The 24,950-nt window shown below is 74.0% G+C and carries 25 protein-coding genes; 14 read left to right on the top strand and 11 right to left on the bottom strand.

The features are described from left to right. Window positions 1–225 precede the first annotated feature (225 nt). Window positions 226–753, bottom strand: coding sequence for a hypothetical protein (locus ACIQUT_RS34175; protein WP_403568785.1), 528 nt, complete (start codon window positions 751–753; stop codon window positions 226–228). Between the two features lie 169 nt (window positions 754–922). Here ACIQUT_RS34175 and ACIQUT_RS34170 point away from each other — a divergent pair, with 169 nt between their 5' ends. Together ACIQUT_RS34170 and ACIQUT_RS34165 are read left to right on the top strand one after the other, a co-directional pair. Beyond that, entirely contained in the window at window positions 923–1,444 is a 522-nt protein-coding gene (locus ACIQUT_RS34170; RefSeq protein ID WP_403568783.1) for a hypothetical protein, read from the top strand. A gap of 138 nt (window positions 1,445–1,582) precedes the next feature. Next, window positions 1,583–2,974 carry a PP2C family protein-serine/threonine phosphatase gene (locus tag ACIQUT_RS34165; RefSeq protein ID WP_403568782.1) on the top strand — a complete coding sequence of 464 codons (1,392 nt, stop codon included), beginning with the start codon at window positions 1,583–1,585 and terminating at the stop codon, window positions 2,972–2,974. Between the two features lie 125 nt (window positions 2,975–3,099). On the opposite strand, the gene ACIQUT_RS34160 is transcribed toward ACIQUT_RS34165, so the two are convergent. Further along, complete coding sequence (locus tag ACIQUT_RS34160) at window positions 3,100–4,317, bottom strand: NAD(P)/FAD-dependent oxidoreductase (protein ID WP_403568780.1); 1,218 nt, start codon at window positions 4,315–4,317, stop codon at window positions 3,100–3,102. Between the two features lie 134 nt (window positions 4,318–4,451). Beyond that, complete coding sequence (gene sigJ / locus ACIQUT_RS34155) at window positions 4,452–5,396, bottom strand: RNA polymerase sigma factor SigJ (RefSeq protein WP_403568778.1); 945 nt, start codon at window positions 5,394–5,396, stop codon at window positions 4,452–4,454. A 363-nt stretch (window positions 5,397–5,759) separates the two neighbouring features. Here sigJ and ACIQUT_RS34150 point away from each other — a divergent pair, with 363 nt between their 5' ends. Further along, complete coding sequence (locus ACIQUT_RS34150; protein ID WP_403568777.1) at window positions 5,760–6,287, top strand: hypothetical protein; 528 nt, start codon at window positions 5,760–5,762, stop codon at window positions 6,285–6,287. 84 nt (window positions 6,288–6,371) lie between these two features. On the opposite strand, the gene ACIQUT_RS34145 is transcribed toward ACIQUT_RS34150, so the two are convergent. The 5 genes from ACIQUT_RS34145 to ACIQUT_RS34125 are packed head-to-tail and all read right to left on the bottom strand — an operon-like array spanning window position 6,372 to window position 11,661. Beyond that, complete coding sequence (locus ACIQUT_RS34145; protein WP_403568775.1) at window positions 6,372–7,295, bottom strand: STM4011 family radical SAM protein; 924 nt, start codon at window positions 7,293–7,295, stop codon at window positions 6,372–6,374. An 11-nt stretch (window positions 7,296–7,306) separates the two neighbouring features. Then, window positions 7,307–8,725 carry an STM4012 family radical SAM protein gene (locus ACIQUT_RS34140; RefSeq protein WP_403568773.1) on the bottom strand — a complete coding sequence of 473 codons (1,419 nt, stop codon included), beginning with the start codon at window positions 8,723–8,725 and terminating at the stop codon, window positions 7,307–7,309. Continuing rightward, a complete protein-coding gene (locus ACIQUT_RS34135) occupies window positions 8,722–9,528 on the bottom strand; it encodes an STM4013/SEN3800 family hydrolase (RefSeq protein WP_403568798.1) in 807 nt (268 codons plus the stop codon). The genes ACIQUT_RS34140 and ACIQUT_RS34135 overlap by 4 nt, the downstream gene beginning before the upstream one ends. A 52-nt stretch (window positions 9,529–9,580) precedes the next feature. Further along, on the bottom strand, window positions 9,581–10,687 hold the full coding sequence (locus tag ACIQUT_RS34130; protein ID WP_403568771.1) for an STM4014 family protein: 1,107 nt from the start codon (window positions 10,685–10,687) through the stop codon (window positions 9,581–9,583). Window positions 10,688–10,701: 14 nt separating this feature from the next. After that, on the bottom strand, window positions 10,702–11,661 hold the full coding sequence (locus ACIQUT_RS34125) for an STM4015 family protein (RefSeq protein WP_403568769.1): 960 nt from the start codon (window positions 11,659–11,661) through the stop codon (window positions 10,702–10,704). A gap of 312 nt (window positions 11,662–11,973) precedes the next feature. Between ACIQUT_RS34125 and ACIQUT_RS34120 the strand changes: the two genes are divergently transcribed. The 8 genes from ACIQUT_RS34120 to ACIQUT_RS34085 all read left to right on the top strand — a co-directional run bounded on the left by ACIQUT_RS34120 (window position 11,974) and on the right by ACIQUT_RS34085 (window position 19,134). Further along, entirely contained in the window at window positions 11,974–12,300 is a 327-nt protein-coding gene (locus ACIQUT_RS34120) for a hypothetical protein (protein WP_403568767.1), read from the top strand. A 59-nt stretch (window positions 12,301–12,359) separates the two neighbouring features. Next, complete coding sequence (locus ACIQUT_RS34115; protein WP_403568796.1) at window positions 12,360–13,382, top strand: DUF6745 domain-containing protein; 1,023 nt, start codon at window positions 12,360–12,362, stop codon at window positions 13,380–13,382. Window positions 13,383–13,649: 267 nt separating this feature from the next. Continuing rightward, a complete protein-coding gene (locus ACIQUT_RS34110) occupies window positions 13,650–14,456 on the top strand; it encodes a response regulator transcription factor (RefSeq protein ID WP_403568766.1) in 807 nt (268 codons plus the stop codon). Further along, window positions 14,453–15,898 (top strand): sensor histidine kinase, encoded by a 1,446-nt coding sequence (locus ACIQUT_RS34105; protein ID WP_403568764.1) that lies wholly within the window; start codon window positions 14,453–14,455, stop codon window positions 15,896–15,898. The genes ACIQUT_RS34110 and ACIQUT_RS34105 overlap by 4 nt, the downstream gene beginning before the upstream one ends. A 134-nt stretch (window positions 15,899–16,032) precedes the next feature. Further along, window positions 16,033–16,443 (top strand): hypothetical protein, encoded by a 411-nt coding sequence (locus ACIQUT_RS34100; protein WP_403568762.1) that lies wholly within the window; start codon window positions 16,033–16,035, stop codon window positions 16,441–16,443. Further along, window positions 16,440–16,646 carry a hypothetical protein gene (locus tag ACIQUT_RS34095; RefSeq protein WP_403568760.1) on the top strand — a complete coding sequence of 69 codons (207 nt, stop codon included), beginning with the start codon at window positions 16,440–16,442 and terminating at the stop codon, window positions 16,644–16,646. The genes ACIQUT_RS34100 and ACIQUT_RS34095 overlap by 4 nt, the downstream gene beginning before the upstream one ends. Before the next feature lie 282 nt (window positions 16,647–16,928). Next, on the top strand, window positions 16,929–18,152 hold the full coding sequence (locus ACIQUT_RS34090; RefSeq protein WP_403568758.1) for an NAD(P)/FAD-dependent oxidoreductase: 1,224 nt from the start codon (window positions 16,929–16,931) through the stop codon (window positions 18,150–18,152). Between the two features lie 85 nt (window positions 18,153–18,237). Beyond that, complete coding sequence (locus ACIQUT_RS34085) at window positions 18,238–19,134, top strand: RNA polymerase sigma-70 factor (RefSeq protein ID WP_403568756.1); 897 nt, start codon at window positions 18,238–18,240, stop codon at window positions 19,132–19,134. Window positions 19,135–19,289: 155 nt separating this feature from the next. Here the strand turns inward: ACIQUT_RS34085 and ACIQUT_RS34080 are convergent, their stop codons facing one another. Together ACIQUT_RS34080 and ACIQUT_RS34075 are read right to left on the bottom strand one after the other, a co-directional pair. Next, entirely contained in the window at window positions 19,290–20,888 is a 1,599-nt protein-coding gene (locus tag ACIQUT_RS34080; RefSeq protein ID WP_403568755.1) for an IPT/TIG domain-containing protein, read from the bottom strand. A 226-nt stretch (window positions 20,889–21,114) separates the two neighbouring features. Then, window positions 21,115–22,365 (bottom strand): FAD-dependent monooxygenase, encoded by a 1,251-nt coding sequence (locus ACIQUT_RS34075; RefSeq protein ID WP_403568753.1) that lies wholly within the window; start codon window positions 22,363–22,365, stop codon window positions 21,115–21,117. 276 nt (window positions 22,366–22,641) lie between these two features. Between ACIQUT_RS34075 and ACIQUT_RS34070 the strand changes: the two genes are divergently transcribed. Continuing rightward, window positions 22,642–23,034 carry a peptidase inhibitor family I36 protein gene (locus ACIQUT_RS34070; protein WP_403568751.1) on the top strand — a complete coding sequence of 131 codons (393 nt, stop codon included), beginning with the start codon at window positions 22,642–22,644 and terminating at the stop codon, window positions 23,032–23,034. Between the two features lie 48 nt (window positions 23,035–23,082). Here the strand turns inward: ACIQUT_RS34070 and ACIQUT_RS34065 are convergent, their stop codons facing one another. Then, window positions 23,083–23,613, bottom strand: a complete 531-nt coding sequence (locus tag ACIQUT_RS34065; RefSeq protein ID WP_403568749.1) for a pyridoxamine 5'-phosphate oxidase family protein — start codon at window positions 23,611–23,613, stop codon at window positions 23,083–23,085. A 201-nt stretch (window positions 23,614–23,814) separates the two neighbouring features. Here ACIQUT_RS34065 and ACIQUT_RS34060 point away from each other — a divergent pair, with 201 nt between their 5' ends. Together ACIQUT_RS34060 and ACIQUT_RS34055 are read left to right on the top strand one after the other, a co-directional pair. Further along, on the top strand, window positions 23,815–24,039 hold the full coding sequence (locus tag ACIQUT_RS34060) for a hypothetical protein (RefSeq protein WP_403568747.1): 225 nt from the start codon (window positions 23,815–23,817) through the stop codon (window positions 24,037–24,039). 120 nt (window positions 24,040–24,159) lie between these two features. Beyond that, window positions 24,160–24,606, top strand: a complete 447-nt coding sequence (locus tag ACIQUT_RS34055) for a hypothetical protein (protein ID WP_403568745.1) — start codon at window positions 24,160–24,162, stop codon at window positions 24,604–24,606. The last annotated feature ends 344 nt before the right edge of the window (window positions 24,607–24,950 follow it).

Here is a 24,950-nt window from a genome sequence, read left to right as displayed (position 1 = left end):
CCTCTGGATGCCATAGTTCCTGTTCCCCTGGTGCGGCAGGGCGGAAGGGTCGTTCCGATCGCAACCCTGATCGAGGCGTCCGGTGGCGCGCCCGGCGGGCACCGTCCGGGCGCGCCGGACGGGCGTCTTGCGGCATGCGGATGCAGAGGGGCCGCCATCCCCGTGGCGGGGGTGGCGGCCGGCCTGTGTGCTGTGAACGTACGGGGGAGGGGTCCTGACCGCGGGTCAGATCAGGGCGGCGGCGGTCAGGGCGAGGGCGGAGCCGGCGAAGACGACGGTGTGGCGGACGTTCTGCAGGACGCGGGTCCAGGCGGGGAAGGCGCCCTCGGCGGCCCGGAGGAAGGCGGGGACGTCGATCCGCAGCAGCTCGGCGTCGCCCTTGCGGCGGAACGCGGCCTGGACGGACTTCACCGCGCCCAGCTGGCTCTGCAGGATCGCGATGTTCGCCAGGAACGCGATCGAGGAGAAGATCCAGGTCAGGGTGGTGCCCCAGGGGCTTCCGGCCAGGTTGAGCGCGGCGGCCGCGATGTTGACCGCTGCGAACGAGCCGGGCGCCCACCACTCGTGGCCACTGGCGTCGAAGCGGAGCCTGTTCTCCTCCAGGACCGCCGGGCGGATGTCCTGGCGCTCCAGTTCGGTGACGGCCGCGGCCTTGGCGACCGCACCGAAGCGGTGGCGCAGGAGCGGGATGCTCAGGAAGGCGGTGGCGACGAGGAGCTGGGCGACAGCGGTGGTGATGGCGAGCGCGTTCATGGGGTCTCCCGGTTCAAGGGACTTGCACTTAGTTCAAGTCCTGCACGTGAAGAACCATAGAGCCGAGTTGAACTAAGTGCAAGTGCCAGTCCGCAGCCGGGCAACCCCTGGATCGACGGGATGGGAGACTGGCCGACCGTTACGGAGCAGACGAGAGGACGGCACCATCGTGCGACGGCGACAGGGGCGCGCAGCCCTGGCGTACCCGGTCTTGGCGGCACTGGTCACGGCGGCGGCGACGGCCTGCGCGGGTCCGCTGGAGGACCTCGGCCCGCTGCCCCCGCGGTTCTCGGGTCCGCCACTGTCCGCGGACGCGGTGGTGTCGGAGTTGACGTCGATCCTGGCGGCGGAAGGCGTCGTCGTGGAGAGGGAGCCGTCGAACGTTCTGGGCAAGTGCCACGAACGGCTCAGCGGACGGCATGCGCCGCAGACGGTGGACGCCGCCCTGAAGTCGGCCTTCGCGCGGGCCCGTTCGGAGCACGGCTGGCAGCCCGGTCCCGGCCTGGGCAACGGGACGCTCACCCTCGGCAAGGGCAACTGGACGGTCATGGCCGGCTTGCCCCCGCAGCCGGCCCAGGGCCTTCAGGCGCCGATCGTGATGTCGCTGACGTGCGTGGACGGCGGCACTGCCGCCTCCACCCCCACGGCGCCTGCGTCACCGGCGCGCACGCCCGCTCCCGCATCGCCCTGAGGGCGGGCGGGGCGGCTCCGCTGCAGGAGCCGGCGGAGACCCGGAGACAGAATCGGCACACAGGTGTCAATGCCCGTCGCCGGGGATCCGAGCTGCTGGGATGGCGGAGCGAGGGGGCTTCAGCGACGGAGGTGGCGATTGAGCGCAGGCGGTGGGCTGCCCGGCGACGGATCCGCGCAGCGACCCGGACCCGACCGGCAGGACCGGACGGACCGGACGGACCCGCAGGACCCGCAAGACCGTCGGGACTGGCGGGACTTGGCCGGGCAGGCGGTGGAGTCCGTCGGCACCAGCCTCGACGAACAGGCGACCTGCGCGGAACTGGCCCTCTTCCTGTGCCGGCAGCTGTGCGAAGCGGCCGCGGTGGACCTGCTGCCCGAGCCCGTGACGACATCGCACACGAGGGCGGGCACCCGGTCCGCGGCGGGGCTGGACCGGGTCGCGGCGGTCGGACGGACCGGACTGCTGGAGGCCGCGGTCCCGCAGGACGGCCCCGGCCTGTCGGTACGGGCGGTGGACGACGGCCACCCGATCACCGTGTCGACGGCGGCCGGGCAGCCGGGCCGGGAGGCGGTGCACGAGGCGGTGCACGCGGTGTCGGTGCCGCTGGTGGGGCGGGGGCGGCTGTACGGCGCCGTGCTGGCGGTGCGCACCGACACGCCCCCGGACGGGGGCGGGGAAGGCGGGCCGGGGGGCGGGGCGTTCACCGACGAGGAGACGGCGGTGGTGCACTTCGCGGGCCGGCTGGCGGCCGTCCACCTCAGGCACGCCCGGGAGCACAGCGCCACGCACAGCACGGCGCTCAACCTCCAGCAGGCGCTGCTGGCCGAGCCCGGGCGGCCGCACCCCAACCTCGACCTGGCCACGCGCTACCTGCCCTCCGGCACCGGCGTGCTCGTGGGCGGGGACTGGTTCGAGACCGTCCGGCTGCACTACGGCCGCACCCTGCTGGTCATCGGCGACGTCATGGGCCACGGACTCGACGCGGCCGTGGACATGAACGCCTACCGCTCGATGCTCCGCTACGTCGCCTCCACCGACCTCCCCCCGCACCGGGTGCTGCGGCAACTCGACGCCGCCGTATCGGAGGAAGGCACCCGGCGCCCCGCCACCTGCCTGCTCGTCCGCATCGACCCGGCCCGCGGCAGCGCGGCGTTCTCCAGCGCGGGACACCTGCCCCCGGCGCTCTTCGGCCCCGACGGCACCGGCACCCTCATCGACGTGCCGGTCGGCCCGCCGCTCGGCACCGGCCTGGGCGGCTACGAACTCACCACCCGCACCGTCACGCCCGAGGAAACGCTGCTGCTGTTCACCGACGGCCTGGTCGAACGGCGCGGCGAGGACATCGACGTCTCGCTGGCCCGGCTGGCCGGGCTGCGGCTGCCCCCGGGCACCGGAGTGCAGCAGACGCTCGACCAGGTGCTCCTCGCCCTCGACGCGGGCCACGCCGAGGACGACGTCGCCGCGCTCGCGGCCCGGATCCGCCCCAGGGCCGACCGGGAAGCGACCGGCGCGGGCCCGGCGGCCTGAGCGGCCCGGCGGCCTGAGCCCCGCCAGGCGGAGGCCCGAGAGCCTGAGCCCCGCCGGGCGAAGCCCCGCCAGGCGACGCCCCGCCAGCCGGCAGGAAGCCGGGGTTCCACTCCCCCGGCCCCGGTTCAGGCCGACGCGGTGGCGGGCGAAGCCGCCCCGGCCCGGGCCGTGTCCCGCACGAGGCGACGGCGGCGCGTCGGCAGGCCGAGGGTGGGGTTGGCGACGGCCCATGCGGCGGCCTTGCAGACCAGCTCCTTGTACAGGGCGGCGAACCGGCCGGTCAGGGCCGCGCTGACGGCGCGGTCGTCGGCGGTGACGTACTGGATCAGGCCTTCCTTGCGGCCCAGCGAGATGCACTGGTTGAAGTAGCGGATCGGCACGTTCGGCATCTTCCCGCCGGTCAGGCGGGCCGCGATGGCGTCGGCGGCCTGCCACGCGGTGGGGCCGCCCGAGGCGCACGACATGCGCAGCGGCTTGTCGCCGGGGCCCATGGCCATGGCCGCGTCGCCGATGGCGTACACGTCCGGGTGCGAGACCGAGCGCATGGTGGAGTCGACCACGATCTGGCCCGTGGCGCCGACCTGCAGGGCCGTGGCGCTCGCGATCGGGTGGACCGCGAAGCCGGTGGTCCACACGGTGACCGCGGCCGGGACGGTCTCGCCGTCGGCGGTGGTGACGCGGTCGGCCTCGACGGCGGTGACGGCGGCGTGTTCGTGGACGGTGATGCCGAGCCTGCCGAGGACCTTGCTCAGGTGCGAGCGGCCCTTGGGCGAGAGCCAGTCGCCGAGGCCGCCGCGGACGGCGAGGGCGACGCCGAGGTCAGGGCGTGCCTCGGCGATCTCGGTCGCGGCCTCCAGGCCGGTGAGGCCGCCGCCGACGACGACCACCTGCTGTCCGGCGGCCAGGCCGGCCAGCCGCGCGCGCAGCCGCAGCGCTCCGGGCCGGCTCGCGACCTCGTGGGCGTGCTCGGCGACGCCCGGGACGCCGTGGTCGTTCCAGCCGCTGCCGAGGGCGTACACGAGCGTGTCGTACTCCAGCTCCGCGGCGCCGCCGTCCGCTTCGGTGAGGGAGACGGTCCTGCGGTCGACGTCGATGCCGGTGACCTTGCCGAGCTTCAGCCCGACCCCGGTGCCGGCGAACATCTCGCCGAAGGGGCGGGGCCTCAGGTCCTGGCCGGCCGCGAGCTGGTGCATGCGGACGCGTTCGATGAAGTCGGGCTCGGCGTTGACGAGGGTGATGGCGACGTCGTCCCGGTGGAGCCGCTTCGCGAGGCGGCCGGCCGCGGCGGCACCGGCGTATCCGGCACCGAGGACGATGATGCGGTGCTGCGTGCGCTGCTGCATTTTCCTGCTCCTGTCTGCGCGGGTCCGCCGCCGTCTTGCGCGGCTTCGCCCCTTGAACCGGGCAGCCCGCCGTTTCCTGACAGGTCGGCGGTGTGAAGCACGTCACACCGTGCGGAGTGTGGCAGCAGGGCTGGTCAGAAGGCGTGGAACAGGGGCTCCCCGTGCTCGGCGGCCGCCCACACCTCGGTCGCGTGCGTGAGCTTGTCGGGGTTGACCTGGTTGCGGAACGCGGCGATGCCGTCGGCCGTGATCTCCAGGCACATGATGCCGACGACCCGGCCGTCGACGACCGCCACGACGGCGGGGCCGCCGTTCGCGGTGGCCATGTGGATCCCGGCCGAGCCGCCGACCAGGGCGCGCTTGGCCACCCCGGGCTTGAACAGGCCGCGCATGAACGTCGCGACCGCGAGGGCGCCCTCGAACGCCTTCGCCCGGGCGGGGACCTTCCCGCCGCCGTCGCCGATCGCGATGGCGTCGGAGGTGAGCAGCCGTACGAGCGGCTCGGTCTTCCCGCTGGTGGCGGCCTCCAGGAACTCCTCGACGATCCGCCGGGCGGCGGCCTGGTCGATCTCGGTGCGCGCCTTGCCCTCGGCGATGTGCTTCTTGGCCCGGTGGAGGATCTGCTGGCTTGCGGCCTCGGTGAGGTCGAGGATCCCGGCGATCTCCCGGTGCGGGTAGTCGAACGCCTCCCGCAGCACGTACACGGCCCGCTCGTTGGGGGACAGCCGCTCCATGAGCGTGAGCACCGCGTACGAGACGGACTCCCGCTGCTCGGCGGTGTCGGCCGGGCCGAGCATCGGGTCCCCGTCGAGCAGCGGCTCGGGGAGCCACTCGCCGACGTAGCTCTCGCGCCGGGCGCGGGCCGAAGTGAGCTGGTTGAGGCACACGTTGGTGAGCACCTTCGTCAGCCAGGCCTCGGGCACCTCGATCCGCCCGGTGTCGGTGCCCTGCCACCGCAGGAAGGTCTCCTGCACGGCGTCCTCGGCCTCGCTCACGGACCCGAGCAGCCGGTAGGCGATGGCCTCCAGCCGCCCCCGTGCCCCCTGGAACAGATCCACGTCCTCGACACTCAGCGGCATACCGGGATCCTAGCCGCTGCCGCCGGAGCCCGGGCGATCCCGGAGCTCCCGGTACTGCCCCTGCCCGGCCATGCCTTCGGCCTGCTCAACCGCCAAGGCGTCGCGTACGCGCTCCAAGTCGCCGGGCGACCGGACCGCCGGGCCCCGAACGCAAAAGGCTTCGGCCTCCTCTGCGGAGGCCGAAGCCTTGATCGAGCGCTGGGCAGGCCTTGCACCTGCATCCCCCCACAGGAAGTGGGGTGCCTTTCCTTGGACCACCAACGCCGGTCCCGCGGCCACTCGTCATGGCCGCAAGCACGTGATCAAGAGTAGCGCATGCAGCAGGCATCGCCCGCCCTGTGGACCATGTGGTCGAATGGGCCCATGGGGGATACACGCACGGCCCTGGGGCCGCTGGAACTGGTCGAAGGCACCTGGGTGGTCGGAGACTCCCGCCGCCCCGGCGGATCGTGGCTCGAATTCCGCGCGGAGGGACTGCACCGGCAGGCGCGCGACGGGGACGGCGAGCTGATCCCGTGGTCCAGGATCATGCTCGGGATCGCCGTCTACATCGGGCGCGGGTACCCGCGTCAAGGGCAGTTCACGATGGCGGGATTGCTCGGCAACATGCCCGGCCCCTTCAGGGCGCATGGGCGCGGCCACCTCGACCTGACACTCCGCCACCCCTACGAGGACCGCAAGCTGACCTTCGACCGGCACCCGCGTGCGTACCGGGTGATGGAAACCTTCCTCCTGGAGCAGCTGCTGTCGCAGGTCGTCGCCGCGAAGGAGGCACACCGGCTCGGTGACCCCGACTGGCTGGGCCGCGCGGTCGGCCGTCTGGAACCGCTGAGCCCCTGGCTGACGCGCAGCCGACTCGACGAGGTGGTGCGGGAAGCCTGCTGGGGCTGATTCCGGCGACGGTGGGGCAGGGCGGCAGCGGCGAAGCACTGCACGCCGCGGTCCTCGACCGTGGTCCATTCAGTACGGCGTGCGTCAAGTAGCCGGATTCCGGGGACGGTTGGGCGTTGGCAGCGGCGTCGGCAGCGGCAGCGGCAGCGGCGTCGGCGTCGGCGTACCGGCTGCGGGGATGCGTTCCAGGACTCCGCCGGCGAAGACGTCGTACAGCGGGAGCGTCTCCAGGTGCACGTAGCCGATGTGGCAGTCGCAGACGGCCAGCGGGCAGGGGCGCGGGCCCAGCGCGGCGCGGTACGAGCCGTCGTAGAGGTTGCCGAGTTCGGCGCGGACGAAGTGGCAGCGGCGGACGGTGCCCTCGCCGTCCACGGACACCACCGACCGGCCCGTACGGCACGGCAGGCCGGCGGAGCGGTGCGGGTGGCGGCTGTAGGGGAAGAGCGGGTCCACGGCGGTCCAGGTGTCGGCCTCGGCGTCCGTGTACGTGTGGCCTTCGGCCGCGTTGACCCACAGGTAGACGTGGGCCGGCAGGTCGGCGCGCAGCCGGCGGGCGTGCGGGAGGTTCTCCGGCAGGCCGACGATGCCGACGCTGTGGCGGACGCCGCGGTCGGCGAGGTCGTGGACCTTCGCCAGGAAGCGGTCGTAGGGCGTCTGGCCGGGGTGGTACGTGCACCACAGGGCGAGGGTGTCGGGGTCGGCCTCGGCGAGCCAGTCGGTGCGGCAGCTGAGGTTGGTCTGGATCGCGACGCGCTCGACGTGCGGCCGGTGCGAGAGGTCGACCAGGGCGCGCCGGTACCAGGAGCGGACCAGGCCCTCGCCCCAGGGGGTGAACAGCAGCGACAGGCGGTCGTCGGTGGCGGCTCCCGCCCAGGCGGTGAAGCGTTCGAGGGCGGCCCGGTCGGCCCGCAACTGGGCCGGGCTGTCGCGGCGCTTGGCGAAGGGGCAGTACGGGCAGTCGTAGTCGCAGGAGGCGAGCGGTCCGCGGTAGAGGATCGTGAGGTCCATGGGCGGGCGGCCTACTTCGGCGCGTAGGCGGCCATGGCGGCGCGGACGGCGGGCGAGAAGAGGGCGGGGCCGAGCGCGTCGGAGTGCGCGAGCCCGTCCGGGGTGAGGCGCAGCAGCCCGGCGGCGCCCCTGCCGGGCTCCCCGGTCTCCTCGGTCTGCTCCAGCCAGCCACGGGCGGTGAAGTCCGCGAGTTCGGCGGGGAAGTCCTCGTACGGGTGGGTGCCGAAGCGCTCGCGGTAGTCGGCGACCGGCATGCCCTGCGCCTGGAGGAGGGACTGCAGGAGGTGGCGGCGGCGGGCCTCGTCCCCGTCGACGCGGCGGCCGTGGACGGCGCGTCCGAAGTCGGCGGTGGCGGTGTAGTCGTCGATGATCGCCCGTATCTCGCCCATGTCGACGGCGTAGTCGAAGGAGTAGTGGAGGGCGGAGGTGTAGGAGCGGGCGCCGCAGCCCAGGCCGATCATGCCGTCGGTCTGGCAGGCGTGGTCGTCGGGGCCCTGCGGGGCGGCGCCGGGGCGGCGGAACATGCGCATCGACACCTGCTCGTAGCCGTGCGCGAGGAGGTGGTCGCGGCCCTGCCGGTAGAGGGCGAGGCGCTGCTCGTCCCACTCGCGGTCGGTGTGGGCGGTGCGCCGGGCGAGGCCGGTGAGGGGGCGGACGTAGAGGGGGTAGAGGTACAGCTCCTCGGGTGCCCAGGCGAGGGCGGCGTCCAGGGAGGTGCGCCAGGTGGCGGGGGTCTGGCCGTCGATGCCGTAGATGAGGTCGATGTTGAGGACCGGGATGCGGGCCTCGCGGATCCGGCCGAGGGCGGCCTCGACGTCGGCGCGGCGCTGGGGGCGGACGGCGGCCCGGGCCTCCTCGTCGACGAAGCTCTGGATGCCGAGGCTGAGGCGGGTGGCGCCGCGCTCGGCGAGGACGGCGAGCCGGTCGGCGGTCGCGGTGGCGGGCGAGGCCTCGACGGAGAGCGGGACGGCGCGCAGGTCGGCGCCCATGCGGTGCTCGGCGATGTCGCAGAGGCGGGTGAGCTCGTCCGCGGTGAGGAACGTGGGCGTGCCGCCGCCGAAGGCGGCGTTGGCGAAGCGGACCGGGCCGTCGTCGCCGAGCGCCTCGCGGACGGCGGCGGCCTGGCGGTCGAGGGCGTCGAGGTAGCGGCCGGTGAGGCCGTCGGGGGCGCCGATGCGGGTGAACAGGTTGCAGAAGCCGCAGCGGACCTCGCAGAACGGTATGTGGAGGTAGAGCGAGAGGGCGTCCTTGGGCTCGCCGCGCCACAGGTCGCGCAGGGCGGGCCGGCCGGGCAGGGGCCGGTACGCGGTCTTGTGGGGGTAGGCGTAGACGTAGCTCTGGTACGGGCGCACCGCGGGAGCCGTCACGGGCAGGGGCGCGGCGGGGGCGGCGGGGGCGGTCGCGGGCGCCGGGGCGGCGGGGGCGGTCATGCGGACGGCTCCAGGAAGAAGTGGGCGTACGGCACGGTCCACACGGCCTCGTGGGCCAGGCGGTGGCCGGTGTAGCCGTCGTCGCCGTAGGTCGTGCCGTGGTCGGAGCAGACGATGGCGAAGCAGCGGCGGCGGGAGCTCATCGCGGCGAAGAGCCGGCCGATGTGCCGGTCGATGTACTCCAGGGCGGCGGCGTGGCTGGCCCGGGTGTCGTCGGCCTCGCGGGTGGCGCCGGGCAGGTGGAACCAGTTGGGCTGGTGCAGCGCCGAGGCGTTGAGGAAGAGGAACAGCCGCCGGTCGGCGGGGAGTGCGGCGACGACCTGCTCGGCGCGCTCGACCTGCGCCTCGAAGGAGGTGGGGGACGCCACGCCGAACGCGGGCTCCCAGTGGCTCTCCTGGAACATCCCGGGGAGTACGTCGCCCAGGGCGCCCTGCTTGTTGAAGAAGCCGACGCCGCCGATGCAGACCGTGCGGTAGCCGGCCGCGGCGAGGCCGGACACCAGGTCCGGGGTGTCGAAGACGTACGTGCGCCCGGCGGTGCTCTCGCTGCCGGCGAAGCGGGCGGCGAACAGCCGCGGGTGCGGGCCGGGCGCGGCGGGGGTGGGCAGGAACCCGGCGAACATCGCCTGGTGGGAGGCGTACGTGAAGCTGCCGGGGGCGTGCCGCCGCTCCCAGGCGCCGCCGGGCAGGTGGCGGGCGAGGTGCGGGATGCGGCCGGCGGCGGCCAGCTCGACGGCGACGTCGTGGCGGAGGGTGTCCAGGGTGAGCAGGAGCAGGTCGTCGCGGCCGACGACCTCGTTCATGTCGGGCTCGTTCATGTCGGGCAGGTCCGCGGGGGACGACGGCGGGTCGGTGTCAGGCAGGTGCACGGTGGTTCCTTGCGATGTGGTGCGGTGCGGCGGCGACTTGGGCCGCGTAGGTGTCCAGGCCCTCGGCTCCGCTGCCGGGCAGGCCGGTGAGGCCGGGCAGCAGGTCGCCGAAGGCGTTGACCTCAGCGACGGCGAACCGGCGCCAGCCGACGGCGGGCAGCAGGTCGACGCCGACGCACAGGGTGCCGGGGAAGCAGGCCGCGGCCCGTTCGCAGGTCTCCAGCGCGTCGGACCAGCGGGGGCCCGCGGCCTCGACGACGGCGGCGAGGTCGCCGCGGCTGCCGCCGAGGTGGAGGTTGGTCATCGGCGAGCGGCTGGTGCGGACGACGGCGTGGGTGGCGCGGCCGGCCACGACGACGACGCGGAGGTCCGCCGCGCGGCCGCCGAGGGAGGCCTTGGGCCACCAGCGTTCGACGTGCAGCCCGTCCGGGGCGAGGGCGTCGATCAGGGCGGCGGTCTCCGCCTCGCTCGTGATGCGGCGCACCCGCAGGGAGTTGTGCAGGCTGCCGTCCTCGGCCGTCTCCACGGAGGTGGTCGCCCGGATCCGGCCCCGGTCGGCCGTCTCCACGGCGACCACCCCGGACGCGGAGGAGCCGTGGGCGGGCTTGACGAAGACGCGGGGCGTGCCGTGCGCGGCCATCAGGTCCCGTACGTCGGCCCAGCCGCGCACGGGCACGGCCCCGCCGGAGGTCGGGGACGCCGGTACGGGCACCCCGGCGCGGTCGAGGACGCGGTGGCAGTGCCGCTTGTCGAACAGGACGGCCAGCTCGTCGGGGTCGTCGAGGCGGAAGCCGCCGCGGAGGGTCCGTACGGCCGCGGTGAAGCGGGCGTACCAGCGGGCGCCGCCCTCGACCCGGGTGGGGTCGGCGACGCCGCGCAGGATCCGGTCGACCTCCGGGTCCTCCCCCGGCGAGTCGAGGCGCACCAGCTCGTCGGCGGCGAAGGCCGCACCGCCCTCGCGCAGGACGGAGATCCAGGGCACGATGCGGGGCGCGGGCTGCCCGGCCCCGCGCACGGCCGCCGTGAACAGGGCGACGCGGCGGTTCTCCGGATTGCCGACGACCGCCCAGCGCGGGGGCGCGTGCTGCGTCATGGCCGGACCGCTCGCTACTCGCCGACGGCGACGAAGCGCCAGGTGCGGCCGTCCCACTCGTCCTCGTGGGCGCGGCCCCGGTCGAGGTCGAGGGTGACGCCGGCGCCCTCCAGGGTGTCCCGGAAGCGCTGCTGCAGCGGGGCGCTGAGGTAGTTGTGGTGGAGGTCGAGCTTCTTGAGGTGGGTGAGGGGCTGGCCGCCGAGCAGCGCGGCGCCGCCCTCGTCGGTGAGGACGCCCATGGACAGGTCGAGGGTTTCGAGCCGGGCCACGACGGGCGCGGACGCCATGGCGGTCGCGATCTCGTCCTGGATGTCGCTGTTGCGCAGGGCCAGGTGGCGCAGGCTCGGCAGCCGGTCCCCGGCCAAGATGGGCTCGACGTCGGTGAGCTCGCTGTCGCCGCCGTACTCGGACGTGCCGAGCCAGAGGTCGAGGCGCTCCAGGGCGGGCAGGGCGCTGGCGGCGATGTTGCGCACGACCCGGACGGGCATGCCGCCGGTCTCGACGGTGAGGGAGCGCAGCCGGCCGTGGGTGACGGGCGGGAAGACGAGGTCGGTGCCGCCGCGGACACCGAACTCCTCCAAGTCCTGGAAGGCGTCGAGGAGCGGGCCGACGTCGCCCTGGTTGATCCAGGAGATCTCGCACTCCTCGGACTCCATGTCGCCGAGGAACAGCGCGCGCAGGGCGGGGAGCCCGTCGCGGGCGGCCACGAGCGCGTCGATGATCCCCCCGGGGCCGCTGTCGTACGCGTCCTCCCAGGCCCCGACGACGATCGCACGGACGCGGGTGGTGTCGACGGCGGCGGTGAAGCGGGCGAAGGCCTCGGTCCAGCTCTCGTCGGCGTCGTAGGCGTCGGAGACGAGGCGCCAGGCGACGGCGTCCGGCTCGGGCAGCGGGGTCGAGCCCTCGTCGTCCGGGCCGGGGAAGGTGAAGACGGGCAGTCCGTACGACTCCGTCAGATGCGCCGCGTAGCTCATGGTTCCCCGCCGTTCCTCGTGTGTCGCGCACGTCGCGCCTGTCGTGCTGTCGTGCTGTCGTGCCTGTTGTGCTGTCGTGCCTGTTGTGCTGTCGTGCTGTCGTGCTGTCGTGCCTGTCGTGCCTGTCGTGCCTGTCGCGCCGTGGTGTGCGCCGCGCGGATGTGCTGCCAGTTGTAGCAAGCGGCACCGACAGCGCCGGTGGCGGGGCGGCGGAAGGCCGTGGCGGGGCGACGGGCGGGCGTTGTCAGACCCGTCCCCTAGCTTCGGAACAGACGCGGCGCACGGGGCGGCGCGTGGGGAAAGGGGACAGCCGTGTACCGGCAGGGGGACGTGCTCATCGTGCCGATCGACGAGTCGGCGGTGCCGCCGGACGCGGCCGATGCGCCGCCGGAGCCGCGCGACGGGCGGGGCCGGATGGTGCTGGCCCGGGGCGAGGTGACGGGGCATGCGCACGCGGTGGTGGGCCCCGGCCGGCTGGTGCGGGAGACGGGCCCGTTCGGCCCGCAGCTGCTGCACCTGCCCGACGGCGGGCGGGTGGTGCACGAGGAGCACGCCGCGATACCGCTGCCGAAGGGCTGGTACCGGGTGGTGCGCCAGCGGGAGTACGTCCCGGGCTCCGTACGGATCGTGGCGGACTGAGGGGCGTGAGGACCGTGATGACGCAGACCTCGGAGATCGGGATGGTCGGGATGGACGGGATGGACGAGACCGACCTGTGGCGGGCGGCCGCGGCGGCCACCGGGGCGGCACACCGCGCGGCCGCGGAGGCCGGGGTGCGCCTGGCCTACCGGGCGGCCGGCCTGCCGGAGCCGGAACGGATCGTGTGGGCGGACTCGCCCCGGGCCGCGGTCCGCCTGCTGGGCGACCCCGACGGCGCGTGGGGGACGCAGGTCAGGGGGCGCAGCGTCCGAGAGCAGGTGCGCAGCCTGCCGTGGGCGGCCGAGCGGCAGCGGCTGCACGGGGAGCTGGGCCCGCGGGGCTGGGGGCGGCGCTGGGCCTCGACCGGCGGCCGCCTGTGGGAGAACACCGAGCGGCTGGCCGACCGGATCCGCGCGGGGCTGGTCGAGGAGCTGGCGGAGGACCGTTCCGAGGAGGCCGAGGTGCGGCTGCTGCTCCTCGACGCGGTGCTCGGCCAGCACGACGCGGCCTGGCTGTGCGCGTTCGACACCGGGGCGGGCTCGCCGCTCGCCGGCCTGGCCGCGGTGGCGCGGTCGGCCGGCTGGTGGTGGCCGTACGAGCGGCTGGCCGTGGTGTGCGAGCGGCCGGTGGAGCTGCACCGGGACGAGGCGGGCCGGCTGGACCGCGCCGACGGCCCGGCCCTGGCCTTCCCCGACGGCTTCGCGCTGCACGCGTGGCGCGGGATGCCCGTGCCGGGCGGGTTCCTGGCGGAGTTGGGGGCGCTGACGCCGGAGCGGATCCGCGACGAGGAGAACGCGGAGCTGCGCCGGGTGATGCTGGAGCACTACGGCTACGAGCGCTACCTGGACGAGTCGGGGGCCGAGCCGGTGCACCGGGACGAGGCGGGCGTGCTGTGGCGGATACCGCTGCCGGACGACGAGGACGTCGTCATGGTGGAGGTCGTCAACTCCACGCCGGAGCCGGACGGTACGCACCGGACGTACTGGCTGCGGGTGCCGCCGGACACGCGGACCGCCCGGCAGGGCGTGGCCTGGACGTTCGGGATCCAAGCCGAGGCGTACGCACCCCTGCGCGAGACCTGACGGCGGGGGCCGCGGCGCAGTCGCCAGACCTCGATGCAGGCCACGACGACCACGGTCCTGAGGGCGGTCACGAAGTCTCCAGCTGCTTCGCCGCGGAGTCGGAGAAACGCGATCCGGGCCGGGCGCGGGCCGTACCGTGCGGCCGTCAGGCGACGGTCGCACTGCGTGTCGCAGCCGACGACCGACCCGGCGTCGCGCCGTCCGGGGCGGCGTGAGAGGGTCGGGCCCCGGCTCCGGGGAGGGGCCGGGGACGGGGAGGTGGGGCGTATGGCCGGCGGTGCTGCCACCGGTGGCGTGGTGCTCGTGGCGGACGACGACGCCGCCATCCGGCGTTCGCTGGAGCGCGGGCTGCGGCTGAGCGGCTTCACCGTGCTGCTCGCCGCGGACGGGCCCGGGGCGCTCGCGCTGCTCGCCGAGCGGAGCCCCGACGTCCTGGTCCTGGACGTGTCGATGCCCGGGCTGACCGGTACCGAGGTGTGCCGGACATTGCGGGCCCGGGGCGACGAGACGCCCGTCCTGATGCTGTCGGCCCTCGACGAGCTCGCCGACCGGGTCGCGGGGCTCCAGGCCGGGGCCGACGACTACCTGGTCAAGCCGTTCGCGCTGGAGGAGCTGGTGCTGCGGCTGCGCGCGCTGCTGCGGCGCAGGCCGGCGGGTCCCGCCGGGCCGGCTCCGGACGCGCCGCTGCGGGCGGGCCCGCTGGTGGTCGACCCGGCGACCCGCGAGGTGCACCGCGACGGGGTCGCGGTGCACCTCACCCGCAGGGAGTTCGAGCTGCTGGCCGCGCTGGTGCGCAACGCGGGCATCGTCCTCACCCGGGACCAGCTGCTGGACCGGGTGTGGGGCTACGACTTCGAGGTCCGCACCGACGCCGTCGACACGTTCGTCAGCTACCTGCGCCGGAAGCTGGAGGAGGGCGGGCGGCCGCGCCTGATCCACACGGTGCGCGGCGTGGGCTTCGTCCTGCGCACCACCGCCGACGACGACACCACCACCGCCACCGCCACCACCACCGACGACACCACCGCCTCCGCCTCCGCCTCCGCCTCCGACGACGGCCGGAGCGGCCCGTGAAACTCGCCACCCGTGTCGCGGTCTCGGTGACCGTGGTCGTGCCGCTGCTCGTGCTCGCCGCGGGCCTGCTGCTGCTCGGCCTCGTCCAGCGTGACCTGCGCCAGCAGCAGGACGCCCGGTTGCAGGACCGGGCCTCGGCGGTGCTCCCCGACGTCAAGGCGCTGCTGAACGCCGACCGCAACGACCGGCCGAAGGTGGAGCAGAACCAGCAGCGCAAGGTCCTCGGCGGCGTCATGGACGCCGGGATCCGGGTCCGCAACGCGCAGGCGTCGGTCGTGCTGGAGGGCGGGCCGCAGCCCGCCGGCGCGGTGCGGCTGCCGGAGCAGACCCCGGACGGCCCGGTCACCGTCCGGGCCAAGGGCCGCGCCTGGCGGGTGCTCAGCGTGCCGGTGGCCGGGCCCGCACCGGGCACGCTGTGGCTGTTCGCCCCGGCCTCGGCGACGGATCCGCAGCTCACCGCGGTACGTCGGCGCGTCCTGCTGGTCGCCGTGCTGGCGGCCCCCGTCTCCGGCCTGGTGGCGTACGGGCTCGCCGGGCGCGCCACCGCCTCCGTACGGCGCCTGAGCCGCCGCGCGGCCGCCCTCGACCCGGCGGCGGGGGCCGCGGCCTTCGCGCCCGCGCCGGCCGGCGTGGCCGAGGTGGACGAGCTGTCCGCCGCGATCGCCGGGCTGCTGGCCCGCTACGACGAGCAGGCCGCCAGGACCGCGCAGGCGCTGGACACCGCCCGCTCCTTCTCCTCGGCGGCCTCCCACGAGCTGCGGACGCCGCTCATGAGCATGCGGACCGACCTCGACGTCCTCGCCGCGCATCCCGACCTGCCCGCCGAGGAGCGGGCGGAGGTGGTGCAGGACCTCCAGAGCGACCACGCGCGGCTGCTCGAACTCCTGACGGCCCTGCGCATGCTCGCCCTGGGCGACCTGGTGGACGTCTCCGCGTTCGCCCCGCTCGACCTGTGCGAGCTGGTGGACTCGGCGGTCGGCGAGGCCGCCCGCCGCCACCCGGAGGCGCGGCTGAGCGCCGAACTGCCCGCCGAACTGCGGCTCTTCGGGTGGGAGGCGGGGCTGCGGATCCTGCTCGCCAACCTGCTCGCCAACGCCGTCGTACACGGCCGCCTCCCGCAGGAGCCGCCGCGGATCACCGTACGGCTGCGCGCGGAGGACGGCAGCGCCGTCCTGACCGTGGACGACGCGGGGCCCGGCGTCCCGGCCGCCGAACGGGACACGGTCTTCCGGCGGTTCCACCACCGCCCGGGCAGCCCCGGCTCCGGGCTGGGCCTGACCCTGGTCGCGCAGCAGGCGTCGCTGCACCACGGCACCGTCACCGTGGACGACGCGCCGGACGGCACGGGCGCGCGGTTCGCCGTACGCCTCCCCCTTCCCGTCCCGGACTCCCCCACCCCGCCGCTGCCGGCACGGCGCGCCTGGATCTCGTCGGACGGCTGACCGGGCGGGGACGGGGGCGGGCACAGGGGCGGGTCACAAAGAATCCACAAAAACGGTCCCTACGGTGCTGCCCGGCCGCGGGACCGCCCGTGCGACGGCGGCCGAGTTGGCACCGACACCAAAGGGGAACCGCCATGCTCACGAACCGCAGGACCGCTGCTGCCGCGCTCGGCACCGTCGTACTCACCGGCGCGCTGCTCTGCGCCGCTCCCGCGCAGGCCGACGCCGGCGCCCCGTCCGCTGCTCCGTCGGCGAAGTCCGCGCCGAAGGGCGACGGAGCCGAGGCCCTGTGCAAGCGCCTGCCGAAGGTGGAGGCCCGGGTCGGCGCCGCCCTCACCCGGCTGAACGGCGACGTCACCGTGCCCGGGTCGATCGCCCGCCTGGAGAAGCGCGTCGCCGAGGCCAAGGCCGCCGGCCACACCGAGGTGCACACCTACCTCAACGGCCGTCTGACCGCCCGCAAGAACATGCCGGCGACCCTGCAGAAGCGCCAGGCCGACCTCAAGTCCGTCAGCACGTGGTGCGCCGCCCGGGGCGCCAAGTGACCGCCCGGATCCGCGGCGCCGCCGCACTCGCGGCCCTGGCCGCCGGAGCGGTGCTGCTCCTCACCGGCTGCGGCGGCGACGCGGAATCCGCGCCCGCCGGACAGTCCGGACAGTCCGGACAGGTCGCGGACATGCAGCAGAAGCTGGACGACGCCGAGCAGGCGGCCTCCGCCGCGGACCGGGACGCCACCGAGGACAACTGACCCCGGCCGCCCGTCCTGTCCAGCCCCGTCCTGTCCAGCCCCGTCCTGTCCAGCCCCGTCCTGTCCAGTCCCGGGCACCCCGTCCCGGGCACCCCGTCCCCTTCGGCCGGCGTCTCGGCAGTCGTGCCGGCGGTGGGCGTACGGGGTGCCCGGGCGGACGCGGCGGACGAAGTCCGAACCGACTCCCGCACCCAGAAGTGATCTGGCTCACACGCTGTCACAGCAGTCGATCGTCCGGTGTCTTGTGGCCGACCCCCTGACAACGGACGGAGACGAGACACCATGAGCGAGAACACCCACGTGGTCGTGATCGGCGGCGGGTACGCGGGCGTGATGGCCGCCAACCGCCTGACGCAGCGCGACGACGTGACCGTGACCATCATCAACCCGCGCCCGTCCTTCGTCCCGAGGCTCCGCCTCCACCAGCTGGTCGGCGGAACCCACGACGCGGTCGTCGACTTCGCCGGGATCCTCGCCGCGGGCGTCCGGCTGACCGTCGACAGCGTGACCCGGATCGACGCGGCCGGGCGCAGCGTGGCGCTGGCGAGCGGCGGCACCGTCGGCTACGACTACCTGCTGTACGCGGTGGGCAGTGGCGTCGCCGAGCCGCGCGTCCCGGGAGCGGCCGAGTTCGCCCACCAGATCGCCACCCTGGAGGCGGCGGGGCACCTGCGGTCGGTGCTCGACGCCTCGCCCGCGGAGGCCGCGGTGTCGGTCGTCGGCGGCGGGCCGAGCGGCATCGAGACGGCGGCCGAACTGGCGGAGCAGGGCCGCCGGGTGACCCTGCTCTGCGGCGGCGTCCTCGGGCCGTACCTGCATCCCCGGGCGCGGCGCACGGTCGCCGGGCGGCTCGCCCGGCTCGGGGTGACCGTCCTGGAGGGCCCCGACACCAAGGTGACAGCGGTGACGCGTGATGCCGTACGGCTGCAGGACGGCCGCGAACTGCCCAGCGCGGTGACGATCTGGACGGCCGGTTTCGGCGTGCCGGACCTGGCGGCGCGCAGCGGGCTGCGCACCGACGCGGAGGGGCGCCTGCTCACGGACGAGACGCTGACCAGCGTGGACGACGAGCGCATCGTCGCCGCCGGGGACTCGGCGGCACCGTCGGACCTGCCGTTCCGGATGAGCGCCTACGGCGCGGGCTGCCTGGGCGCCCACGCCGCCGACACCGTGCTCAAGCGCCTCGCGGGGCAGCAGCCCGCGTCGATCGACCTGTCGTTCCCGGCCATGTGCATCAGCCTGGGGCGCAGCGCCGCCGTCTTCCAGCTCGCCCGCAAGGACGACACCGCGATGCGGCTCTACGTCGGCGGCCGCGCGGGAGCGAAGCTCAAGGAGCTCAGCTGCTCGCTCAGCGTCAAGCACCTGGCCAACGAGGCGGGCAAGCCTGGCGCGCACAGCTGGCCCAAGGGCGACAATCGGCGGGAACAGCTGCGGCTGCAGGGGAAGTTGCAGCCGCAGCAGACCGAGCGCGGCGAGGTGTCGACCGCCGCCGAACGGGCAGCCTGACCGCCGGCCGCGCGAGAGTCGAACGGGAACCGGGATCCGAGAAGCGGGAACCGAGAAGCGGGAACCGAGAAGCGAGAAGCGAGACATGAGCGATCACACCACTGACCCGGCGACCGAGACGTTCGTCGCGCACCGCAACCTGCTGTTCACCGTCGCCTACGAGATGCTCGGCTCGGCTGCCGACGCCGAGGACGTCCTCCAGGAGACCTGGCTGCGCTGGGTCAAGGTCGACCTCGACCACGTGAGCGACCAGCGCGCCTACCTGGTGCGGATCACGACCCGGCAGGCGCTCAACCGGCTGCGCAGCATGAAGCGCCGCCGGGAGGCGTACGTCGGCCAGTGGCTGCCCGAGCCGCTGCTCACCGCGCCCGACGTGGCCGAGGACGTCGAACTCGCCGAAAGCATGTCGATGGCGATGATGCTCGTCCTGGAGAGCCTGTCCCCGACCGAGCGGGCCGTGTTCGTGCTGCGCGAGGTCTTCGACGTCGGGTACGACGAGATCGCCGAGGCCGTCGGCAAGTCCCCTGCCGCCGTCCGCCAGATCGCCCACCGCGCCCGCCGGCACGTCGATGCCCGCCGCCCCCGCAAGCAGGCCTCCGCACGGGAGACCCGGGCGGCCCTGGAGTCGTTCCAGCGCGCCCTGGAGACCGGCAACCCGCAGGACCTCCTCGACGTACTCGCCCCCGAGGTCGTGCTGCTCAGCGACGGCGGCGGCATCAAGCGGGCCGCGCTCAGGCCGGTCATCGGCGCCGAGAAGTTCGTCCGCTTCTACCTCGGCGGCACCGCCAAGGTCGCGGCCGAGATCATCTGCGAGCCCACCGTGGTCAACGGCAGCCCGGCGCTCGCCGTGCGCGTGGGCGGCGAGCTCGACGGCGTCATGGCCGTACGCGTCGAGGACGGGCTCATCACCGGCCTCTACTTCGTCCGCAACCCGGAGAAGCTGACCCGCATCACCGCCGAGACCCCGCTCACCCTGCACTGAGCCCTCGCCCCGGTGCAGGTCATCCCCGGCAGCGCGCACATGTCCTCGCTCCATGTGCGCCTCGGTGTCCCGATGTGCGGCCTCAGCACCCTGGCACTCGCCGGGACACCGGACACCGGCCGTGGGCGCGGGCACCGCACCGCCCTCGTCAGGGCTCAATCCTCGTACGTGAATTCGTCGACCGGACTGGTGGGCGACGTGGCCACGCCGACCGTCACGGTGACGTCCACCGTCTTGGAGTCGTCCGCGTTCGCCTCGTCGAGCAGCCGAGTGGGTGCCTTCGCCGTAATCACGGTCGGGGACTCGATGGTGATGTCGTGCGCGAGGTTGTCCTTGAAGCGCACGGCCGCGCCCGAGGCGAAGCCCGAGCCCGTGACGGTGACCTTCCTGAAGGCCGTCCCGTGGTTCGGGTTGACGCCGCTGACCACGACGGGCGGGGGCCCGCCGTAGGCGAACCGCCCCAGCGGGACGGCGGGCGACGTGCCGAGCCGGTTGGTGACGCGGACGTCGACGATGCCGACTCCGTCGGGCACGACCGTCCTGATCGACTCGCCGGACTCGTCGATGGCGAACTCGGTGCACGGGATCGGGCCGAAGTCGACGACGCTGTCCGGGGTGAATCCCGTGCCGCTGATGGTGACCTTCGTGCCGCCCTGCCCGGCGGTGGAACTCAAGCCGGACACCTTCGGGCCGGGAGTGACCTGGGGCGCGCCGAGCAGGTACAGGTAGGAGAAGTCGGAGTGCTGGAACGCGACCTGGGCCACGAAGTCGCTGGTGGTCTTGTTGATGAAGAACGTGTCGTACCAGTTGTACGACGGGTTCCACCGGACGGGGTCGTCGGCATGGGGCTGGACGTAGACGTTGTCCTTCTTGAGCAGGTCGATCTCCGTCAGGAGGAGCTTCACCGTGTCGTTCGCCACCGGGCCCTCGGCGTGCGGGAACCACTTCCTGGCGGCGAGCAGATCGGACCAGGCCAGCGGGACCACGTCGTACGCGTTGACGTGGCGTTCGTGCAGGATCCACGGCCGCGAGTCGACGTGGTCGGCGAAGCTCTGGAGGCCGGCGGTCGGGGCGGCGAAGGTGACGAGTGCGAACTGCGGCGGGTTCGGCGTCCAGGTCTGGGCCTGGAGATGCGTGGCCAGCATGGTGGCGATGCAGCCGCCCAGGCTGTGGCCGGTCACACAGACCGTCGGCTGAGGCGTGGACGGCACGAGCGCGAGGAGGACGGCAAGTGCCTGCGTGAGCGTCGCGTTCACCGGGATGGCGGCGTCCGGCCGACCGGACCCGTCGGCCTGTTCCTGCTCGGCGGGCACCTCTGTGATGCCGCGCGCCGTGGCGACCTGCGTGAACGCTGCCATGGCACCGGTCGAGACGGCGATGTCCGTTGATCCGCCGGCCGTGAACGGCACCACCGTGCCGACGTCGAGGTCCTCCATCATGTCCGTCGGGTTGGAGACGGTGCCGCGGACGGCCACGACGATCTGGTTCGAGCCGTCGGAGTTCCAGGCGATGTAGGCGAGGTTCGCGTTGTCCGGACTGAGGGCCAGCCACTTCAGCAGCCACGTGCCGCCCGTGGCGAGCGCGGGGTCTTGCAGTTGTGCGGTGATACCGGTCCTGGCGCGCAGGGCCTGCTCGCCCCGGGATTCACCCGACGGGCGCGGGACCGCCGCCGTGGCGGCGATCGCCGCGAGGGTCATGGCGACCTGGGCGGTGGTCGGGGCGTCGGGCTGGGCCGGTGGGGCCGACGTCGTCATACGTGCTCCTTGTGCCCCGTGCCTCGGCTTCGTTCGTGTTGACCGCGCACATCCTCTTGCGCGGTGCGCCCGCACGAGGCGTTGCAACCCTGCGGGGCGGCGGATTTCAGGCTGCCGGCCCACGCCGGTCCGATCGTCGTGCCGGCCCGGCGCCGGGCCGGTCATCCGATGTCCGTGGGACGCCGAGGCCGGTCCCGGTGCGCCGTCGTGGTGTTCCGGGGGTGTGTCACCCCGGGATGCGGAAGCCGTTGAAGAGGTCGTCCATGCCGCGCAGGGCCAGCGGGGCGGGGGTGGCACGGACGGCGAGGTCGCGGGCCGCCACGGCGACGGGGTTGCGGAGGGCGCCCAGGCGGCCGACCCGGCGGGCGCGGACGCGAACGGCATCGGTCCGGTCGCGCCGGGCGGCGGTGTACTCGGCGAGGGCGGCCGCCAAGCCGAGGTCCGTGCTGTCCGTGCTGTCGGTGCTGTCTCCGGCAGGCAGGAGGCGAGCGAGGACCGCCGCGTCCTCGATGGCCTGGCAACCGCCCTGGCCGAGGTTGGGGGCCATGGCGTGGGCGGCATCGCCGAGCCAGACGATACGGCCGTGGTGGAGGGCCGGGAGCGGGCCGGCGAGGTCGTAGAGGTCGTTCTGGAGGACGTCGGCGGGGTCGAGGCGGCGGACGCGGTCCAGCAGGGCCGGAATCGGGTCGTGCCACGTGCCGAAGCGGTCCAGGAGTTCGGCCCGGGGATCGGCCGACCGGGTTCCGGCGGGGACGACGGCGGTGGCGTAGAGGTAGTACCGGCCGTCGGAGAGCGGGGTGATGCCGAACCGCTCGCCCCTCCCCCAGGTCTCGCTCATCGCCGATATGCCGAGGTCCGGGGCGTCCACGAGGGTCCGCCAGGCCGTCTCGCCGATGTAGTGGAGTCCCGGGTGGGCGGGGAAGTACGCGTGGCGCAGCGGGCTGCGGATGCCGTCGGCGGCGACGACCAGGTCGGCGGGAAGGTCCGGTCCGGCCGCCGTACGGACGGTCGGGCGGCCCTCGGCATCGTCGACGGCAGTGCCTGCAGTGACGGCAGTGACGGCAGTGACGGCAGTGCCTGCAGTGACGGCAGTGACGGCGGTGCCGAAGCGAACGGTCCCCGGTGGCAGCGCGGCCGCCAGTGCGGCCGTGAACGCCGGACGCGGGACGGCGATCGGGGCCGTGCCGTAGCGGGCCGCCATGTCCGCGGTGGCGACGCGCGTGAGCCACCGGCCGTCGGAGCGGCGCACACCCATCGCCGCGGGGATGGCGCTGCCGACAGCACGGGCGGCGTCCGCCACCCCGATCGCACCGAGGGCGCGCAGGGCGTTCGGGGCGAGCCCGATGCCGGCACCGGTGGCGGGGAGTTCGGGGGCACGTTCGCAGACGGTGACGTGCCAGCCGCGGCGGTGCAGTGCATGGGCGGCCGTGAGGCCACCGATTCCGGCGCCGACCACCACCGCGCGTCGCTTCGGCATGCGCCACCTCACCATCCGGATCCGGTACCCACTACACCTCCAGAGGATAAGGACAGGTGGTTAAGGGCCCGTCCGTGCCCCCGCATGCGCTTGCCCGTGCTTCGCGTGCGCCGCGTCCATTCGGGTGACCGGCGTACCCGCGGCCTGGGGCGCAAACGTTCTTCCTTTCTACGTTGATCTTGCTCCGCAGGGAGCCGGCGGGCCCACGGCCATGTCGCCATACCGCCATGCCGCCATGTCGCCCGTTCGCATCCGAATCCATTTCCGGAGGAACCCATGCGTCGAATCGTCCCGCTGCTCTTCGCCACCGTCGCCGCGGCCTGTCTGGCCGCCGTCCCCGCGGCGGCCGAACCCGCCTCGTCCACCGCGGCTCCGGCGGCGGTGTCCACGTTCGAGGGATCGAACTGCCCGTCCAACAGCCTCTGCCTGTACCGCGACATCCACTTCACCGGCGGCGGCATCGCGCTGAAGGCGGGCGACCACCTGCCGTGGCTGGGCGCCTACGGCTTCAACGACCAGATGTCCTCCTGGTCGAACGACACCGGCAGGGTCTGCTACTGGTGGACCGACGCCTACAGCGGTGGTGAAGGCCACGACATGAAGAACGGCTACCGCGTCAACGTGCTGCCGTCGGAGAACGACACGGCCTCCTCCGTCCGCTGCTACTGACCGGCATCGCTCAGGCGGCGGCGTTCGCCGGACTCACCGCCCCGCGGCTCAGGCCCGGGGCGGCTCGGTGAGCTTCGCGAAGTCGGGGGCGTAGACGGTCATCCAGTGCGGATGCAGCCGGTAGTAGACCACCTCGTCGTCCCAGTCGAAGGCGTCGTCGCCGTAGAAGTCCTTGAAGTACGCGAGCAGGTCCGGCCAGTCCGCGGCCGGCTCGCGGCCTTGGGGGTTGAGGATCTCCACCGCACCGTGGGTGAACACGCCCAGGCCCTCCCCGCGCATGTGCGCGGCGCTCACGGCGGGCCGCGCGGCGAGGTGGCGGGCCTTGGCGGCTTCGCGAGCCGTGCCGAAGTACCACTTGCCGCGCAGGAAGTGCCCGTCCACACCGCTGATCCGCGGCTCGCCCTTCGCCGTCACGGTGGACAGGGCGAGGGTGCACATGCCGGTGAGCACGCGGGTGAGCTGCTCCGCGGTCAGGGTGCGCTCGGTGTTGACGATGGAGCGGAGGTGCGGGGTGGAGCGGGCGAGGGAGGCGTCGAGGAGGGCCTGGAGCTCTTTGAGGTCTTCTGGCGTTTCGCGCATCGCGTCACTGTATCCACGGCCGTACGCCCGCCGGCGCGGTTTCCCGGAGCGCCACGGCTCCGCCATACCGCGTCCCTCGACTACCACTCCGAGCTGAACAACTTCTGGTACGCGCTCCGGGCCGGGCGTGTCACGGACGACCTGAGGCCGCGTCTGGACGACGCGCGCCGCGAGCACCGTGCACGGTACTCCGAGGCGCAGATGAGGGTCCCGGACGACGTGCTCGCCGCCGCCGACGACGACGTCCACCGCAGGCTCAGCCGGATGTACGGGGTCCTCAAGCGCATCGACGGCAGGATCCCACCGCGTGGGGAAGACGAGTCCCTGGACCAGGCCCACTCCCGGATCGAGGGGCTCTGGGACCAGCTCAGCGAGATGCGCCGCGTCATGCGGCGGGGCGTCGGCATGCCCCCGAGCACGCTCTGAGGACCGCGCCGGCCCCGGCACCGCGCTCCGTCGCCAAGGGCGGTCGGCGGTCGGCGGTCGGCGGTCGGCGGACCGGCAAAATCGATACCCGAGGGCCGGGAATTCCGCGATGGTCAAGGTATGAACACGACGGACCCGTTGACCCGGCTCACGCTCTCCTCCGGCCGCTCGGTCGCGCTCTGGGAGCTGCGGCTGTCCTCGACGTACGGCGGGCTGCTGGAGGGCTACCCCTACGCGCGCATGAACCGGTTCAAGCTGGACGGCCTGGTAAAGCGGGCCGGGAACGCGTTCCCCGCGCACCCCGTGCACCTCGTCGAACCGGTCCTGGACCACCCCGACCTTCCGGCCGGGCCCTTCGGCCCCGTCGAGGTGCTGCCGGCCGTGACGTGCATGGGCTTCTTCACCTCCCGGCCGGTCGATCCCGCGCACGATCCGGTGCTGTACCGCTCCGGACTCACCCTCGTGTGGTTCCAGCCGACCGCGGACGTCCCCGCGGACGGGGACGCCGATCCCGCCGGCCTCCACGACGTCCCCTGGGAGGAAGCCGCCACCGACTTCGAGCTGTAGGAAGCGGCGGACGGTGCGGCAGCGGGCGTTGGACGTGGGGCACTCCGTGTGGGTGTCCTGGCTGCTCTCGGCGAGGCGGAGACGTTCTACGACGGGCTGCGATGGCCCGGCCGGCTGAGGAAGCCGCCGCCTTGGCCCTCTCGCAGGGCGTTTCCGTGTATGCGTTCCTGTGGTCCGAGGAGGCCCGGGCCGACCTCGCGGCGACGAGCCGCCGGCGACGTGTGACCTCGGCCGGGCGCAACCGGTCGGCGGTAGGGCCGGCTGCCGCGTGTCCAGCCGGCCCAGGCCGAGGACTTCGCAGCCGCACGGCTCCGACGCCCGGCCCTGACGGCCTATCCCGGACA

This window comes from Streptomyces sp. NPDC090445, from assembly GCF_044769385.1.
Classification (GTDB): Bacteria; Actinomycetota; Actinomycetes; order Streptomycetales; family Streptomycetaceae; genus Streptomyces.
Note: the sequence above shows the minus strand (reverse complement) of the source record. Positions and strands in the feature narration are given on the sequence as shown.